The following is a 15,732-nucleotide window of genomic DNA, read 5'->3' as shown; positions in this document are numbered from 1 at the left end:
CGGTTCGATCTCGCTGCCCGAAGGCACCGAGATGGTCATGCCGGGCGACAACGTGTCGATCACCGTCAAGCTGATCGCCCCGATCGCCATGGAAGAAGGTCTGCGCTTCGCCATCCGTGAAGGCGGTCGTACCGTCGGCGCTGGCGTGGTTGCCAAGGTCATCGAGTAATCGCTGGCTGAGTGTTGTTTCCGATGGGCGCTGCGATGTTGCGGCGCCCTGTAGTCTCTGCTGCAGGGGTATAGCTCAACTGGCAGAGCGTCGGTCTCCAAAACCGAAGGTTGGGGGTTCGATTCCCTCTGCCCCTGCCATATTTTCTGGACTGTTAGACCCGAATGGCTGACAAGCTCAAGTTTGTGCTGGCGCTACTCCTGGTGGCTGCTGGCGTAGCCGGATTCTACCTGCTCTCCGAGCAGGTGCTCGTGTTGCGCGTACTGGCTGTGTTGGCCGGCGTGATGGCGGGTGCCGCGACTGCCTGGTTCACTGAGCCGGGGCAGCGCTTTGCCGTTTTTGTTCGGGAGACAGTCACCGAAGCAAAGAAGGTGGTTTGGCCGAGTCGCAAGGAAACGGTCCAGATGACGGGTGTCGTCTTCGCCTTTGTGGTAGCCATGGCGCTGTTCTTGTGGCTCACGGACAAGAGCCTTGAGTGGGTGTTGTACGACCTCGTTCTGAACTGGAAGTGATTATGCCCAAACGCTGGTATGTGGTGCACGCCTATTCGGGCTTTGAAAAATCGGTTCAGCGGGCGCTGATCGAGCGCATTAATCGCGCAGAAATGCAGGATCTGTTTGGTCAGGTGCTGGTGCCGGTTGAAGAAGTGGTCGAGATGAAGGCGGGTCAGAAGAGTATTTCTGAGCGCAAGTTTTTCCCGGGCTATGTCCTCGTTGAGATGGAAATGAACGAGGAGACATGGCACCTGGTCAAGTCGACCCCGCGTGTGACCGGCTTTATCGGCGGCACGGGGAACAAGCCGACGCCGATTTCCGAAAAGGAAGTCGCCAAGATCATGAGTCAGATCCAGGAGGGCGTTGAGAAGCCGCGTCCCAAGGTTCTGTTTGAGGTGGGTGAAGTGGTTCGCGTCAAGGAAGGTCCGTTTACCGATTTCCACGGGGCGGTCGAGGATGTGAACTACGAGAAGAGCAAATTGCGGGTGTCGGTGACCATCTTTGGTCGCGGTACGCCTGTCGAACTGGATTTTGGCCAGGTCGAAAAAACCTGAGCCTGACCCCGCCGCTGGCGGGAACGAGGAGCGCCGGCCTTGTGCCGGTGCGTTCGCACTCACTATAGGAGCAAGCCACCATGGCTAAGAAAATCATCGGCTATATCAAGCTGCAAGTGCCGGCTGGTAAGGCCAACCCGAGCCCCCCGATTGGTCCGGCCCTGGGTCAGCGCGGTCTGAACATCATGGAATTCTGCAAGGCGTTCAACGCGCGCACGCAGAGCCTTGAAGTCGGTCTGCCGATTCCGGTCGTGATCACCGCCTTCAGCGACAAGAGCTTCACCTTCATCATGAAGACGCCGCCGGCGTCGATCCTGATCAAGAAAGCCGCCGGTCTGCAGAAGGGTTCCGCGAAGCCGCACACCGACAAGGTCGGTAGCGTGACGCGTGCGCAGGTCGAAGAAATTGCCAAGACCAAGATGCCCGACCTGACGGCGGCGGATCTTGAGGGTGCTGTGCGGACCATCGCTGGTTCGGCTCGCAGCATGGGCGTGACGGTTGAGGGGCTCTGATCATGGCAAAAATTTCCAAGCGCGTGCAGGCGATCCGCGCCAAGGTTGATCGCAATCGTGTGTATCCCATGTCCGAGGCGCTGGCGCTGATCAAGGATCTGGCCAATGCCAAGTTCGACGAGTCGGTCGACGTGGCGGTGAATCTCGGTATTGATCCGCGTAAATCGGATCAGGTGGTCCGTGGTTCGGTCGTGCTGCCTGCCGGTACCGGCAAGAGCGTGCGCGTGGCCGTGTTTGCGCAGGGCGACAAGGCCGAGCTGGCCAAGGCCGCCGGTGCTGATGTGGTCGGCTTCGACGATCTGGCTGAGCAGGTCAAGGGCGGCACCATCGATTTCGACGTTTGCATTGCCACGCCGGACGCCATGCGCGTCGTCGGCGCCCTGGGTCAGATCCTCGGTCCGCGTGGCCTGATGCCGAACCCGAAAGTCGGCACCGTGACCATGGATGTCGAAACCGCCGTCAAGAACGCCAAGGCCGGTCAGGTTCAGTACCGCGCTGACAAGGGCGGCATTGTGCACGCCACCATCGGCCGTGCGTCGTTCTCCGTCGAGTCGCTGCAGCAGAACGCTGCCGCGCTGGTCGATGCGCTGAACAAAGCCAAGCCCGCGACGTCGAAAGGTTTGTATCTGCGCCGCGTTGCGGTCTCGAGCACCATGGGTGCCGGGATGCGCGTGGAGCCCTCGAGCGTGATCAACGCTTGATGCCAGTTTGCCCGGTCGCCCCGTAAGGGGCGGTCGGGTCTTTGGGCTGCAGCTCCGATGGGGCTGCAGGTTGTCAAAGACCGTTGGGGATCATTGTCCGGCCTGTCTGGATGCGATCTCAAATCTCCACAGCGTTGTTTGCCGCGGAGGCCCAGCGTAGATGGCGAAGCCCGAATCAGGATTCATTATCGGCCATGCCGATGCTCTTGATCTCCTGAATGACGGTCGCCGCAAGTAGTCCGAACCCGGGGCAGTCAGCCCGGGCTAGGCGTAACCATTCAGTGGGAGATGACCGTGGGTCTCAATCTTGAAGGTAAGAAGGCAGTTGTTGCCGAAGTGTCCGCCGAAGTGGCGAACGCTCAGGTGATCGTTGTCGCTGAGTACCGTGGTCTCGAAGTGGGTCAAATCACTGCATTGCGTGCCAAGGCACGTGAGTCGGGCGTTTACCTGCGCGTACTGAAGAACACCCTGGCGAAGCGTGCCATTGCTGGCACGCACTTCGATGGCCTGTCCGACCAGTTGGTTGGTCCGCTGATCTACGGCATGTCCGCAGATCCGGTGGCCCCGGCCAAGGTTTTGCAGGAATTTTCGAAGACTAGCGACAAACTGATCATTAAAGGCGGCGTCATGCCCAACTACGTCATGGACGCAGCTGGGATCAAGGCACTGGCCACCATGCCGAGTCGTGAAGAGCTGCTTGCAAAGCTGCTCGGTACGATGCAGGCGCCGATCGCCAAGTTTGTCCAGACGCTCAACGAGGTGCCTTCCAAGTTCGTGCGTGCGCTCGCAGCGGTTCGGGACTCGAAAGAGGCTGCGTAATTTCACGAGTAATTGCCGGTTCTTCGGAAGCGGCGTTAGTTCAGTAATCAGGAGTAATTCAAATGGCTATTAGCAAAGACGAAATTCTTGACGCAGTTGCGTCCATGTCGGTTCTGGAACTGTCCGAACTGATCAAGCAGATGGAAGAGAAGTTTGGCGTTAGCGCCGCTGCTGCTGTTGCTGTCGCCGGCCCCGCCGTCGCTGGTGAAGCCGCTGCCGCTGCTGAAGAGCAGACCGAGTTCGACGTGATCCTGGCCGCCGTTGGCGACAAGAAAGTCGAAGTCATCAAGGTCGTCCGTTCTGCCACCGGCCTGGGCCTGAAAGAAGCCAAGGACCTGGTTGACGGTGCTCCGAAAGCTGTCAAGGAAGGCGTTGCCAAGGCTGAAGCCGAAGGCCTCAAGAAGCAGCTCGAAGACGCTGGCGCCAAGGTCGAGATCAAGTAATTCCTCGGTCGCAGGCAGGGCTGGCACCCGGAAATGGGCGCCAGCCCTTTCGTACTTTTCGAAGCCAGAAGAGAGCGATGTCGTCCCTGACGGCTTGTTGTCTCCTGTCTTCCCACGTCTGAACGCTACCCGGAGCATCTATGGCGTACTCCTACACCGAGAAAAAGCGTATCCGCAAAAGCTTTGCCAAGGGCGGGGCTGTGCTGGACGCGCCCTTTCTGCTGGCGACGCAGATTGAGTCCTTCGCATCCTTCCTGCAGGCGGATACTCCGCCCGCGCAGCGGGCCAATCAAGGTCTTCAAGCGGCTTTTACTTCGATCTTTCCGATCAGCAGCCATAGCGGCAATGCGCGCCTTGAGTTCGTGCATTACCTGTTGGGCGAGCCCGCGTTTGATGTGAAGGAATGCCAGCAGCGCGGCCTGACCTTCGCTGCGCCGTTGCGCGCCCGCGTTCGCCTGGTCATCATGGACCGCGAAGCGCCGAAAGAGACCGTCAAAGAGGTCAAGGAACAGGAAGTTTACATGGGCGAAATTCCGCTCATGACAAACACTGGCTCCTTCGTCATCAACGGCACGGAGCGGGTCATTGTGTCCCAGCTCCACCGTTCGCCGGGTGTGTTCTTTGAGCATGACCGCGGCAAGACGCACGCCTCTGGCAAGCTGCTGTTCTCGGCGCGGGTGATTCCGTATCGCGGCTCGTGGCTCGATTTCGAGTACGATCCGAAAGATTATCTGTACTTCCGCGTTGACCGTCGCCGCAAGATGCCGGTGTCGATCCTGATGCGTGCCATCGGGATGACCACCGAGCAGATCCTGTCGACCTTCCACGACTTTGACCGCTTCGAGCTGCGCGCCGAAGGCGCGTCGTTCGCCGTGGTGCCCGAGCGCCTGCGCGGCGAAGTGGCGAAGTTCGATATTCTCGACGCCGACGGCAAGGTCATCGTCGAGAAAGAGAAGCGCGTGACTGCACGCCACATCCGTCAGCTGGCCGAAGCCGGCGTGGCGGCGATCGACGTGCCCGACGACTTCGTGCTGGGCCGTGTGATTGCCAAGGATCTGGTGGATGCCGAGACCGGTGAGATCGTGGCACGCGCCAACGACGAGATCACGGAAGAGGTGCTGGCTCAGTTGCGCGATGGCAACATCGTCGAGTTGCCGACGCTCTACATCAATGACCTCGATCGCGGTGCGCACATTTCGCAAACCTTGCGTATCGACGAGACGGCCGATGAGTGGGCTGCCAAGGTCGCGATCTATCGCATGATGCGTCCGGGCGAGCCGCCCACCGAAGATGCCGTCGAGGCGCTGTTCCGCGGTCTGTTCTACGCCGAAGAGCGTTACGATTTGTCGGCCGTTGGCCGGATGAAATTCAACCGCCGTGCCTATCCCGAGAAAATCGACGACAAGGCACCGGAGTGGTATCGCAACATGCTCGAGGTCGTTGGCCCCAAGACCGAAGAGGGTCAGGGCACGCTGTCGAACGAAGACATTCTGGCGGTGATCGCGATCCTGATCGAGCTGCGCAACGGTCGCGGCGAGATTGACGACATCGATCACCTGGGCAACCGTCGCGTCCGTTCGGTGGGCGAACTGGCCGAAAACCAGTTCCGTGCCGGTCTGGTGCGTGTTGAGCGTGCGGTCAAGGAGCGTCTGGGTCAGGCTGAGTCTGACAACCTGATGCCGCATGACCTGATCAACGCCAAGCCGATCAGTGCTGCCATCAAGGAGTTCTTTGGTTCCAGCCAGCTGTCGCAGTTTATGGACCAGACCAACCCGCTGTCCGAGATCACGCACAAGCGTCGTGTCTCGGCACTGGGCCCAGGCGGTCTGACGCGCGAACGCGCCGGCTTCGAGGTGCGCGACGTGCACCCGACGCACTATGGTCGCGTGTGTCCGATCGAAACACCGGAAGGTCCGAACATCGGCCTGATCAACTCGCTGGCCGTGTATTCGCGGACCAACCGCTATGGCTTCCTCGAGACGCCGTACCGCAAGGTCGAGGATGGCAAGGTCACCGATCAGATCGACTACCTGTCGGCCATTGAAGAAGGTCGCTACGTCATTGCGCAGGCCAACGCGCAGGTCAATGAGAGCGGCAAGCTGACGGGCGAGCTGGTGTCCTGCCGTCACAAGGGCGAATTCTCCCTGGCCGTGGCCGATTCGGTTCAGTACATGGACGTGGCGCCGGGCCAGATTGTGTCGGTGGCCGCTTCGCTGATCCCGTTCCTTGAGCACGACGACGCGAACCGCGCGTTGATGGGCGCCAACATGCAGCGCCAGGCGGTGCCGTGTCTGCGTCCGGAGAAGCCGTTCGTCGGTACCGGTATCGAGCGCCTGGTGGCGGTCGACTCGGGTACGGCGGTGCAGGCGACGCGGGGTGGTTCAGTCGACTATGTCGATGCCAACCGCGTGGTGGTGCGTGTCAATGACGACGAAACCCTGGCGGGTGAAGTCGGCGTCGATATCTACAACCTGATCAAGTACACCCGTTCCAACCAGAACACCAACATCAACCAGCGTCCGATCGTCAAGGTGGGCGACCAGATTGCCCGTGGCGATGTGATCGCCGACGGTGCATCGACCGACCTGGGTGAGCTGGCCCTTGGCCAGAACATGCTGGTCGCGTTCATGCCGTGGAACGGCTACAACTTCGAAGACTCGATCCTGATCTCCGAACGCGTGGTGGCCGATGACCGCTTTACCTCGATTCACATCGAGGAGCTGACGGTCGTGGCGCGTGACACCAAGCTCGGACCTGAAGAAATCACCCGCGACATCGCGTCGCTGGGCGAGTCGCAGCTGTCGCGTCTGGACGAGTCCGGCATCGTGTACATTGGTGCTGAAGTCGAAGCCAGCGACGTGCTGGTCGGCAAGGTGACACCCAAGGGCGAAACCCAGCTGACGCCGGAAGAGAAGCTGCTGCGCGCGATCTTTGGCGAGAAAGCCTCCGACGTGAAAGACACCTCGCTGCGCGTGCCCTCGGGCATGAACGGCATCGTCATTGACGTGCAGGTGTTCACGCGGGAAGGCATCGAACGCGACGTGCGCGCCCAGTCGATCATTGATGATCAGCTGCGTAGCTTCAAGACCGACCTGGCTGACCAAATGCGTATCGTGGAGCGCGACGCGTTTGCACGTATCCGCCGCATGATCGTTGGGCAGAAAGCCAACGGCGGTCCGAAGAAGCTGGCCAAGGGCACCGAGATCACCGAGGCTTATCTCGACAGTCTCGAGTCCTACCACTGGTTCGACATCCGCATGGCGGCTGAAGAGCTGGCGACGCAGCTCGAAGCGGTCCGTGAAGGTCTGGAGAAGACCCGCAAGGACTTCGAGCTGGCCTTTGAGGTCAAGAAGAAGAAACTCACCCAGGGCGACGAACTGCCCCCGGGCGTGCAGAAGATGGTCAAGGTCTACCTGGCCGTGAAGCGTCGCCTGCAGCCGGGCGACAAGATGGCCGGTCGTCACGGTAACAAGGGTGTGGTGTCGCGCATCGTGCCGGTTGAAGACATGCCGTACATGGAAAATGGTACGCCGGTCGACGTAGTGCTGAACCCGCTGGGTGTGCCGTCACGGATGAACATCGGTCAGATTCTCGAGACCCATCTTGGCTGGGCCGCAAAGGGTCTGGGCAACAAGATCGATACCATGCTTCGCGCCAATGCGGCGACCAAGGAAGTGCGCAGCCTGCTGAACGAGATCTACAACACCAACGGCAAGAAAGAAGCAGTCGACAGCTTCACCGACGGTGAAGTGCTCGAACTGGCAGACAACCTGCGCAAGGGCGTGCCGTTTGCGACGCCGGTCTTTGACGGTGCCACCGAAAGCGAGATCGAGACGATGTTCGAGATTGCCGATCTGCCGATTTCCGGCCAGGTCACGCTGTTCGACGGTCGCACGGGCGAAGCTTTCGAGCGCAAGGTCACGGTGGGCTACAAGCACGTGCTGAAGCTGCACCACTTGGTCGATGACAAGATGCACGCACGTTCCACCGGTCCGTACTCCCTGGTCACCCAGCAGCCGCTGGGTGGTAAGGCGCAGTTCGGCGGCCAGCGTTTCGGCGAAATGGAAGTGTGGGCGCTGGAAGCTTATGGCGCGGCATACACGCTGCAGGAAATGCTGACCGTGAAGTCCGACGACGTGACCGGCCGGACCAAGGTGTACGAAAACATCGTCAAGGGCGAGCACAAGATCGATGCGGGCATGCCCGAGTCCTTCAACGTGCTGGTGAAAGAAATTCGCTCGCTGGCCATCGACATCGACCTGGATCGTATTTGAGCCGACTGAGCCTAACGCTCAATCGGATGGAGTGACACATGAAAAGCCTGCTCGCTGATCTGTTCAAACAGACGCTTCCCAATGAGGAAGAGTTTGATGCGATTACCATTGGTCTCGCATCGCCGGATAAAATCCGGTCTTGGTCCTATGGCGAAGTCAAAAAGCCCGAGACCATCAACTACCGTACGTTCAAGCCTGAGCGCGATGGTTTGTTCTGCGCCAAGATCTTTGGCCCGGTGAAGGACTACGAGTGCCTGTGCGGCAAGTACAAGCGACTCAAGCACCGCGGCGTGATCTGCGAGAAGTGCGGCGTTGAGGTGACGCTGTCGAAAGTGCGCCGCGAGCGCATGGGCCACATCGAACTGGCCTCGCCGGTCGCCCACATCTGGTTCCTGAAGAGCCTGCCGAGCCGCCTCGGCATGGTGCTTGACATGACCCTGCGCGACATCGAGCGCGTGCTGTACTTCGAAGGTTTCGTGGTGGTCGAGCCGGGCATGACCCCGCTGACCCGCGGCCAGCTGCTGACCGAGGACGACTACCTCGCTAAGGTTGAAGAGTATGGTGACGAGTTCGATGCCTCGATGGGTGCCGAAGGCGTGCGCGAATTGCTGCGCACCCTCGACGTCGTTCAGGAAATCGAGAAGCTGCGCGGCGAACTTGAAGCCACCAGTTCCGACGCCAAGATCAAGAAGTACTCCAAGCGCCTGAAGATCCTGGAGGCGTTCCAGCAGTCGGGCATCAAGCCCGAGTGGATGATTCTGGCCGTGCTGCCCGTGCTGCCGCCGGACCTGCGTCCGCTGGTGCCGCTGGACGGTGGCCGTTTCGCCACCTCCGACCTGAACGATCTGTATCGTCGCGTGATCAACCGCAACAACCGTCTGAAGCGTCTGCTCGAGCTCAAGGCGCCGGAAATTATCGTGCGCAACGAAAAGCGCATGCTGCAGGAGTCGGTCGACTCACTGCTGGATAACGGTCGTCGCGGCAAGGCCATGACCGGCGCCAACAAGCGTCCGCTCAAGTCGCTGGCCGACATGATCAAGGGTAAGGGCGGTCGCTTCCGTCAGAACCTGCTGGGCAAACGCGTCGACTACTCGGGCCGTTCGGTCATCGTGGTGGGCCCGCAGCTCAAGCTGCACCAGTGCGGTCTGCCGAAACTGATGGCGCTGGAACTGTTCAAACCCTTCATCTTCAACAAGCTGGAGTTGATGGGTCTGGCCACGACCATCAAGCAAGCCAAGAAGATGGTGGAGAGCCAGGAGCCGGTGGTGTGGGACATCCTCGAAGAGGTGATCCGCGAACATCCGGTGCTGCTCAACCGCGCCCCGACCCTGCACCGTCTCGGTATCCAGGCGTTTGAGCCGGTACTGATCGAAGGCAAGGCCATTCAGCTACACCCGTTGGTCTGCGTTGCGTTCAACGCCGACTTCGACGGTGACCAGATGGCTGTTCACGTGCCGCTGTCGCTCGAAGCGCAGATGGAAGCGCGCACGCTTATGCTGGCCTCGAACAACGTGATTTCGCCCGCTAACGGCGAGCCGATCATCGTTCCGTCGCAGGACATCGTGCTGGGGCTGTACTACGCCAGCCGCGAAGGTATCGGCGAGAAGGGCGACGGCATGGTGATGCAGGATGTCTCCGAAGTGCTGCGCGCTTACGAGTCTGGCAATCTGTCGCTGCACGCCCGGATCACGGTCCGCCTGAAAGAAGCCGACATCGGTCCGGATGGTGAGCGTGTCGAGCGCGTGACGCGCTATCAGACCACGGCTGGCCGTGCGCTGCTGTCCGAGATTTTGCCGGCAGGCTTGCCGTTCAGTGCGATTGATCGCCCACTGAAGAAAAAAGAAATCTCGAAGCTCATCAACGCTTCGTTTCGTCGCTGCGGCCTGAAGGCCACCGTGGTGTTCGCTGACCAACTGATGCAGTTCGGCTTCCGACTCGCGACGCGAGCCGGGGTGTCGATTGCGGTCAAGGACATGCTGGTGCCGGATCAGAAAGAGCCGATCATTCGCGCCGCCGAAAACGAAGTCAAAGAAATCGCCCAGCAGTACGCCTCGGGTCTGGTGACCGATGGTGAGCGCTATAACAAGGTGGTTGATATCTGGGGTCGTACGGGTGATCAGGTCGCCAAGGCCATGATGGACCAACTCGGCAAAGAGAAGATTCTGGATCGCTTTGGCGCCACGCCGCGTGATGACTGGTGGAAATCGGTCTACATGCCGGGCAGCAAGGCGCCCGAGCCCAAGGAAGTTGATCAGGAGTCCTTCAACTCCATCTACATGATGGCCGACTCCGGGGCGCGAGGCTCTGCTGCTCAGATCCGTCAGCTGGCTGGTATGCGAGGCCTGATGGCCAAGCCGGACGGCTCGATTATCGAGACACCGATTACCACCAACTTCCGCGAAGGCCTGAACGTGCTTCAGTACTTCATCTCCACCCACGGTGCCCGTAAGGGTCTGGCCGATACCGCGCTGAAAACCGCGAACTCCGGCTACCTGACGCGTCGTCTGGTCGACGTGACCCAGGATCTGGTGGTGACCGAAGACGATTGCGGCACCCGCAATGGTTTCAACATGAAGGCCATGATCGAGGGCGGCGAGGTCATCGAGCCGTTGCGCGAACGTATTCTCGGCCGTGTGTGTATTGATGATGTGGTCAATCCGGATACACAGGAAACGGTCGTTGCTTCCGGCGAATTGCTCGACGAGGGCTTGGTCGAGCTGATCGAGAGCCTGGGTATCGACGAGGTGGCTGTGCGTACGCCGCTGACCTGCGAAACCCGCTATGGTCTGTGCGCCAAGTGCTACGGCCGCGATCTGGGTCGTGGTTCGATGGTGAACGTCGGTGAGGCCGTTGGCGTGATCGCAGCGCAGTCGATCGGTGAGCCGGGTACCCAGCTGACCATGCGTACCTTCCACGTCGGTGGTGCCGCGTCACGGGCCGCTGCAGCCAGTTCGGTTGAGGCGAAGTCGGCCGGTAGCATCCGCTTTACGCAGAACATGCGTTACGTGACCAGCGCAAAGGGCGAGAAGATCATCATCGCGCGTTCGGCTGAGGTGCTTGTGGCAGACGACATGGGCCGCGAGCGCGAGCGTCACAAGGTGCCCTACGGCGCCATGCTGCACGTCACGGATGGCGGTGCCATCAAGGCCGGTCAGCAGCTGGCCACCTGGGATCCGCACACCCGTCCGATCGTGACCGAGTTTGCCGGTACGGTGAAGTTCGAGCACGTTGAGGAAGGCGTGACCGTGGCCAAGCAGATCGACGAGGTGACCGGTCTGTCCACGCTGGTGGTGATCGATGCCAAGCGTCGGGGCGGCTCTGCCGCGTCCAAGGGCGTGCGTCCGCAGGTCAAGCTGTTCGACGAGAAGGGCGACGAGGTGAAGATCGCAGGTAGCGATCACGCCGTGGCGATCACCTTCCAGGTTGGCTCGATCATTACCGTCAAAGACGGTCAGCAGATCAACGTCGGTGACATCCTGGCGCGTATTCCGCAGGAATCGGCCAAGACGCGCGACATTACCGGTGGCCTGCCGCGTGTTGCCGAGCTGTTTGAAGCCCGCTCGCCGAAAGATGCTGGCGTGCTGGCCGAGTTCACCGGTACGGTGTCCTTCGGTAAGGAAACCAAGGGCAAGCAGCGTCTGGTGATTACCGAACTCGACGGTACGGCGCACGAGTTCCTGATCCCGAAAGACAAGCACGTCATGGTGCACGATGGTCAGGTGGTGAACAAGGGCGAGCCGATTGTTGATGGCCCGGCCGAACCGCACGACATCCTGCGCTTGAAGGGTATCGAAGCGCTGGCGCGTTACATCATTGACGAAGTGCAGGACGTCTATCGTCTGCAGGGCGTGAAGATCAACGACAAGCACATTGAAGTCATCGTGCGTCAGATGCTGCGCCGTGTGGTGATTTCCGATTCAGGCGACACGCGCTTCATCCGTGAAGAGCAGGTCGAGCGTTCCGAAGTGCTGGACGAGAATGACCGGATTGAAGCGGAAGGCAAACTGCCGGCTAGCTACGAAAACGTCTTGCTCGGTATTACCAAAGCGTCCTTGTCGACGGACTCGTTCATCTCGGCCGCTTCCTTCCAGGAAACCACCCGGGTGTTGACCGAAGCGGCGATCATGGGCAAGCGCGACGAACTCCGCGGTCTCAAGGAGAACGTCATCGTTGGCCGCCTCATTCCGGCAGGTACCGGGATGGCGTATCACCGTAATCGCCTGGCCCAGTCCGAAGGACAGGACCTTGGCGGGGAGCACGCCTGGCCCGCGGCGGCCGAAGAACTCCTGGACTTGCCGCAGGAAGATGTGTCAACGCGTTGACCTTTTAAAACGAACGGGGGTAAAATCCGGCCTCTTTTTGTAGACTGACCAATCGTAGTCAGTCGCAGCCGGAATACACCGCCCGAGGCGGCCCAAAGGGCTGCCTCGGTTTTTTGGGAAATTCTCAAGCTATGCCAACAATTAATCAGCTCGTCCGCAAACCGCGGAAATCTGCCATCGTCAAAAGCAAGGTGCCGGCGCTCGACGCTTGCCCCCAGAAGCGTGGCGTGTGCACTCGTGTGTACACCACGACGCCGAAGAAGCCGAACTCCGCTCTGCGTAAAGTGGCCAAGGTTCGCCTGACCAACGGTTTTGAGGTTATTTCGTACATTGGTGGCGAAGGCCACAACCTTCAGGAGCACTCTGTGGTCCTGATTCGTGGTGGTCGTGTAAAAGACTTGCCGGGTGTGCGTTACCACATCGTCCGCGGATCGCTGGACCTGCAGGGTGTTAAAGATCGGAAGCAGTCGCGCTCCAAGTACGGCGCCAAGCGCCCGAAGAAAGCTTGATTGTTGGCTCAATAAGAATCGGAAGGGGTTGATATGCCGCGTCGTCGCGAAGTTCCCAAGCGTGAGGTCCTCTCGGACCCGAAGTTTGGTAGTCAGGATGTTTCCAAGTTCATCAATGTGATCATGCAGGCCGGCAAAAAAGCCGTCGCCGAGCGCATCGTCTATGGTGCGTTCGATCACATATCGTCCAAGGCTGGTAAGGATCCGCTCGAGATCTTTACGGCTGCGCTCGGTAACGTGCGCCCGGTCGTCGAAGTGAAGAGCCGTCGTGTGGGCGGTGCCAACTATCAGGTGCCGGTTGAAGTGCGTCCGTCGCGTCGTATGGCGCTGTCGATGCGCTGGTTGCGTGAAGCCGCTCGCAAGCGTGCCGAGAAGTCGATGGCCCAGCGTTTGGCCGGTGAGCTGCTTGAAGCGGCTGAAGGTCGTGGCGCAGCGATGAAGAAGCGCGAAGAAGTGCACCGTATGGCCGAGGCCAACAAGGCCTTCTCGCACTACCGCTTCTAATCTGGGTGCGACGTGGATCGAGCCCGTCAGGGCTCGTTTTTTTGTAATCGACTTGAAAGAAAATTGCGCGTTAGCGTGATTGGGAAGGGTTGCCACCGTGGCTCGCAAGACACCTATTGAGCGCTACCGCAATATCGGTATTTCAGCTCACATTGACGCCGGCAAGACAACGACGACCGAGCGTATTCTTTTTTACACCGGCGTGAACCACAAGATTGGTGAAGTTCACGACGGCGCTGCAACCATGGACTGGATGGCGCAAGAGCAGGAGCGTGGCATTACCATCACCTCCGCAGCGACCACCTGCTTCTGGAAAGGGATGGACATGAGCCATCCTGAGCACCACATCAACATCATCGACACCCCGGGGCACGTGGACTTCACCATCGAAGTCGAGCGTTCCATGCGCGTGCTCGATGGTGCGTGCATGGTCTATTGCGCGGTGGGTGGTGTGCAGCCTCAGTCCGAGACGGTGTGGCGCCAGGCAACCAAGTACCGCGTGCCGCGTCTTGCGTTCGTCAACAAGATGGACCGCTCCGGTGCGGACTTCTTCAAGGTTGTCGCGCAGATGAAGTCGCGCCTGAAGGCCAATCCGGTGCCCGTGGTGCTGCCGATTGGTGCTGAAGAGCACTTTGAGGGCGTTGTTGACCTGATCAAAATGAAAGCGATCGTCTGGGACGAGGCTTCGCAGGGTACCAAATTCACCTACGCAGAGATCCCGGCGAATCTGGTGGAAGAGGCAGCAACCTGGCGTGAGCAGATGGTCGAGGCGGCTGCCGAGGCGACTGAAGAGCTCATGAACGAGTACCTGGAGAGCGGCGATCTGAGCGAAGCGCAGATTATTGCCGGTCTGCGTCGCCGTACCATCGCCTGCGAAATCCAGCCGATGCTGTGCGGTACCGCGTTCAAGAACAAGGGTGTTCAGCGCATGCTGGACGCCGTGATCGAATTCATGCCCTCGCCGGTTGAAGTTGCCGCTATCACGGGTACGGATGAAGATGGCAATGAAGTGACGCGCAAGTCGTCTGACGACGAGAAGTTCTCGGCGCTGGCGTTCAAGCTGATGACCGACCCGTTTGTGGGGCAGCTGACCTTTATCCGTGTTTACTCGGGCGTGCTGGACTCCGGCGACTCCGTGCTGAATTCGATCAAGGACAAGAAAGAGCGTATCGGCCGTCTGTTGCAGATGCACGCCAACGATCGCATTGAGATCAAGGAAGTGCGCGCCGGCGATATCGCCGCGTGTGTGGGTCTGAAAGATGTGACGACGGGTGAAACCCTGTGTTCGCTGGACTCGCCGGTCATTCTCGAGCGTATGGAGTTCCCGGATCCGGTGATTCACGTCGCGGTGGAGCCGAAGACCAAGAGCGACCAGGAAAAAATGGGTATCGCGCTGAGCCGCCTGGCCCAGGAAGATCCGTCGTTCCGTGTCCGCACTGACGAAGAGTCTGGCCAGACGATCATCTCGGGTATGGGTGAATTGCACCTTGAGATCATCGTTGATCGCATGAAGCGCGAATTCAACGTTGAAGCCAACGTGGGTGCGCCGCAGGTGGCCTATCGCGAGGCGGTGCGTTCTGCGGTTGAGCAGGAAGGCAAGTTCGTCAAGCAGTCCGGTGGTCGTGGTCAGTATGGTCACGTCTGGATCAAGCTTGAGCCGAACGAGGCTGGCAAGGGCTACGAGTTCGTCGACGCCATCAAGGGTGGCGTGGTGCCGCGCGAGTACATTCCGGCGGTTGATCGCGGTATTCGCGACACCTTGCCGAGCGGTGTGCTGGCAGGCTTCCCGGTTGTTGATGTCAAGGTCACGCTGTTTGACGGCTCGTACCACGATGTTGACTCGAACGAGAATGCGTTCAAGATGGCCGGTTCGATGGCCTTCAAAGACGCAATGCGCAAAGCCAATCCGGTGCTCCTCGAGCCGATGATGGCGGTCGAAGTCGAGACCCCGGAAGACTTCATGGGCAACGTCATGGGCGACCTGTCTGGTCGCCGCGGTATCGTGCTCGGCATGGACGACATCGCGGGTGACATGAAGGGTATTCGCGCAGAAGTACCGCTGGCCGAGATGTTTGGCTATGCGACTTCGCTGCGTTCGCTGACGCAGGGTCGTGCGACGTACTCGATGGAATTCAAGCACTACAGCGAAGCCCCGAAGAACGTGGCCGAAGCTGTGATCAAGAGCAAGTAATCTCTGATTTTCGACAAGATACAAGGAAATTGAGCAATGGCTAAGGGTAAGTTTGAGCGGACGAAACCGCACGTTAACGTGGGTACGATTGGTCACGTTGACCATGGCAAGACCACGCTGACCGCGGCGATCACGACGATTCTGTCGAAGAAGTTCGGCGGTGAAGCCAAGGACTACGCGTCGATCGATAGCGCGCCGGAAGAAAAGGCACGCGGCATCACGATCAACACGGCACACGTT

General features: G+C 59.8%; 13 protein-coding genes and 1 tRNA gene. All 14 read left to right on the top strand.

Annotation, left to right across the window (positions count from 1 at the left end; translation table 11 throughout):
- Positions 1–169: EF-Tu C-terminal domain-related protein (locus tag FHP91_RS20650; RefSeq protein WP_449240252.1), on the top strand; the 169-nt coding region annotated here is incomplete at its 5' end.
- Between the two features lie 64 nt (positions 170–233).
- Positions 234–309, top strand: a tRNA-Trp gene (locus FHP91_RS20645).
- Positions 310–333: 24 nt separating this feature from the next.
- Positions 334–681: a preprotein translocase subunit SecE gene (gene secE, locus FHP91_RS20640; RefSeq protein WP_144180290.1), complete on the top strand. Its 348-nt coding sequence runs from the start codon at positions 334–336 to the stop codon at positions 679–681.
- A 2-nt stretch (positions 682–683) separates the two neighbouring features.
- The gene (gene nusG, locus FHP91_RS20635) at positions 684–1,217 is read left to right on the top strand and encodes a transcription termination/antitermination protein NusG (RefSeq protein WP_144180287.1); all 534 of its coding nucleotides are present in this window, start codon (positions 684–686) and stop codon (positions 1,215–1,217) included.
- An 80-nt stretch (positions 1,218–1,297) separates the two neighbouring features.
- On the top strand, positions 1,298–1,729 hold the full coding sequence (rplK, locus tag FHP91_RS20630; RefSeq protein ID WP_144180284.1) for a 50S ribosomal protein L11: 432 nt from the start codon (positions 1,298–1,300) through the stop codon (positions 1,727–1,729).
- A 2-nt stretch (positions 1,730–1,731) separates the two neighbouring features.
- On the top strand, positions 1,732–2,430 hold the full coding sequence (gene rplA, locus FHP91_RS20625; protein WP_144180281.1) for a 50S ribosomal protein L1: 699 nt from the start codon (positions 1,732–1,734) through the stop codon (positions 2,428–2,430).
- A gap of 294 nt (positions 2,431–2,724) precedes the next feature.
- Entirely contained in the window at positions 2,725–3,249 is a 525-nt protein-coding gene (gene rplJ / locus FHP91_RS20620) for a 50S ribosomal protein L10 (protein WP_144311345.1), read from the top strand.
- 62 nt (positions 3,250–3,311) lie between these two features.
- A complete protein-coding gene (gene rplL / locus FHP91_RS20615; protein ID WP_144311344.1) occupies positions 3,312–3,692 on the top strand; it encodes a 50S ribosomal protein L7/L12 in 381 nt (126 codons plus the stop codon).
- 140 nt (positions 3,693–3,832) lie between these two features.
- The gene (gene rpoB, locus FHP91_RS20610) at positions 3,833–7,966 is read left to right on the top strand and encodes a DNA-directed RNA polymerase subunit beta (protein WP_144311343.1); all 4,134 of its coding nucleotides are present in this window, start codon (positions 3,833–3,835) and stop codon (positions 7,964–7,966) included.
- A gap of 38 nt (positions 7,967–8,004) precedes the next feature.
- Positions 8,005–12,288: a DNA-directed RNA polymerase subunit beta' gene (gene rpoC / locus FHP91_RS20605; RefSeq protein ID WP_144311342.1), complete on the top strand. Its 4,284-nt coding sequence runs from the start codon at positions 8,005–8,007 to the stop codon at positions 12,286–12,288.
- A 131-nt stretch (positions 12,289–12,419) separates the two neighbouring features.
- Positions 12,420–12,797 (top strand): 30S ribosomal protein S12, encoded by a 378-nt coding sequence (gene rpsL / locus FHP91_RS20600; RefSeq protein WP_144180265.1) that lies wholly within the window; start codon positions 12,420–12,422, stop codon positions 12,795–12,797.
- Positions 12,798–12,830: 33 nt separating this feature from the next.
- Positions 12,831–13,301 carry a 30S ribosomal protein S7 gene (gene rpsG / locus FHP91_RS20595; protein WP_144180262.1) on the top strand — a complete coding sequence of 157 codons (471 nt, stop codon included), beginning with the start codon at positions 12,831–12,833 and terminating at the stop codon, positions 13,299–13,301.
- Positions 13,302–13,398: 97 nt separating this feature from the next.
- On the top strand, positions 13,399–15,492 hold the full coding sequence (gene fusA, locus FHP91_RS20590; protein ID WP_144311341.1) for an elongation factor G: 2,094 nt from the start codon (positions 13,399–13,401) through the stop codon (positions 15,490–15,492).
- Between the two features lie 36 nt (positions 15,493–15,528).
- Positions 15,529–15,732 (top strand): GTP-binding protein (locus FHP91_RS20585; RefSeq protein ID WP_246116197.1); only part of this gene is annotated, 204 nt, incomplete at its 3' end.

Source organism: Denitromonas halophila, assembly GCF_007625155.1.
Taxonomy (GTDB): domain Bacteria; phylum Pseudomonadota; class Gammaproteobacteria; order Burkholderiales; family Rhodocyclaceae; genus Nitrogeniibacter; species Nitrogeniibacter halophilus.
Note: the sequence above shows the minus strand (reverse complement) of the source record. Positions and strands in the feature narration are given on the sequence as shown.

Coding starts and splice junctions, on each gene's coding strand:
- rplA (WP_144180281.1), top strand. CDS start 1,732: ATGGCAAAAATTTCCAAGCGCGTGCAGGCGATCCGCGCCAAGGTTGAT.
- rpsL (WP_144180265.1), top strand. CDS start 12,420: ATGCCAACAATTAATCAGCTCGTCCGCAAACCGCGGAAATCTGCCATC.
- rplK (WP_144180284.1), top strand. CDS start 1,298: ATGGCTAAGAAAATCATCGGCTATATCAAGCTGCAAGTGCCGGCTGGT.
- rplL (WP_144311344.1), top strand. CDS start 3,312: ATGGCTATTAGCAAAGACGAAATTCTTGACGCAGTTGCGTCCATGTCG.
- nusG (WP_144180287.1), top strand. CDS start 684: ATGCCCAAACGCTGGTATGTGGTGCACGCCTATTCGGGCTTTGAAAAA.
- secE (WP_144180290.1), top strand. CDS start 334: ATGGCTGACAAGCTCAAGTTTGTGCTGGCGCTACTCCTGGTGGCTGCT.
- rpoC (WP_144311342.1), top strand. CDS start 8,005: ATGAAAAGCCTGCTCGCTGATCTGTTCAAACAGACGCTTCCCAATGAG.
- rpsG (WP_144180262.1), top strand. CDS start 12,831: ATGCCGCGTCGTCGCGAAGTTCCCAAGCGTGAGGTCCTCTCGGACCCG.
- rpoB (WP_144311343.1), top strand. CDS start 3,833: ATGGCGTACTCCTACACCGAGAAAAAGCGTATCCGCAAAAGCTTTGCC.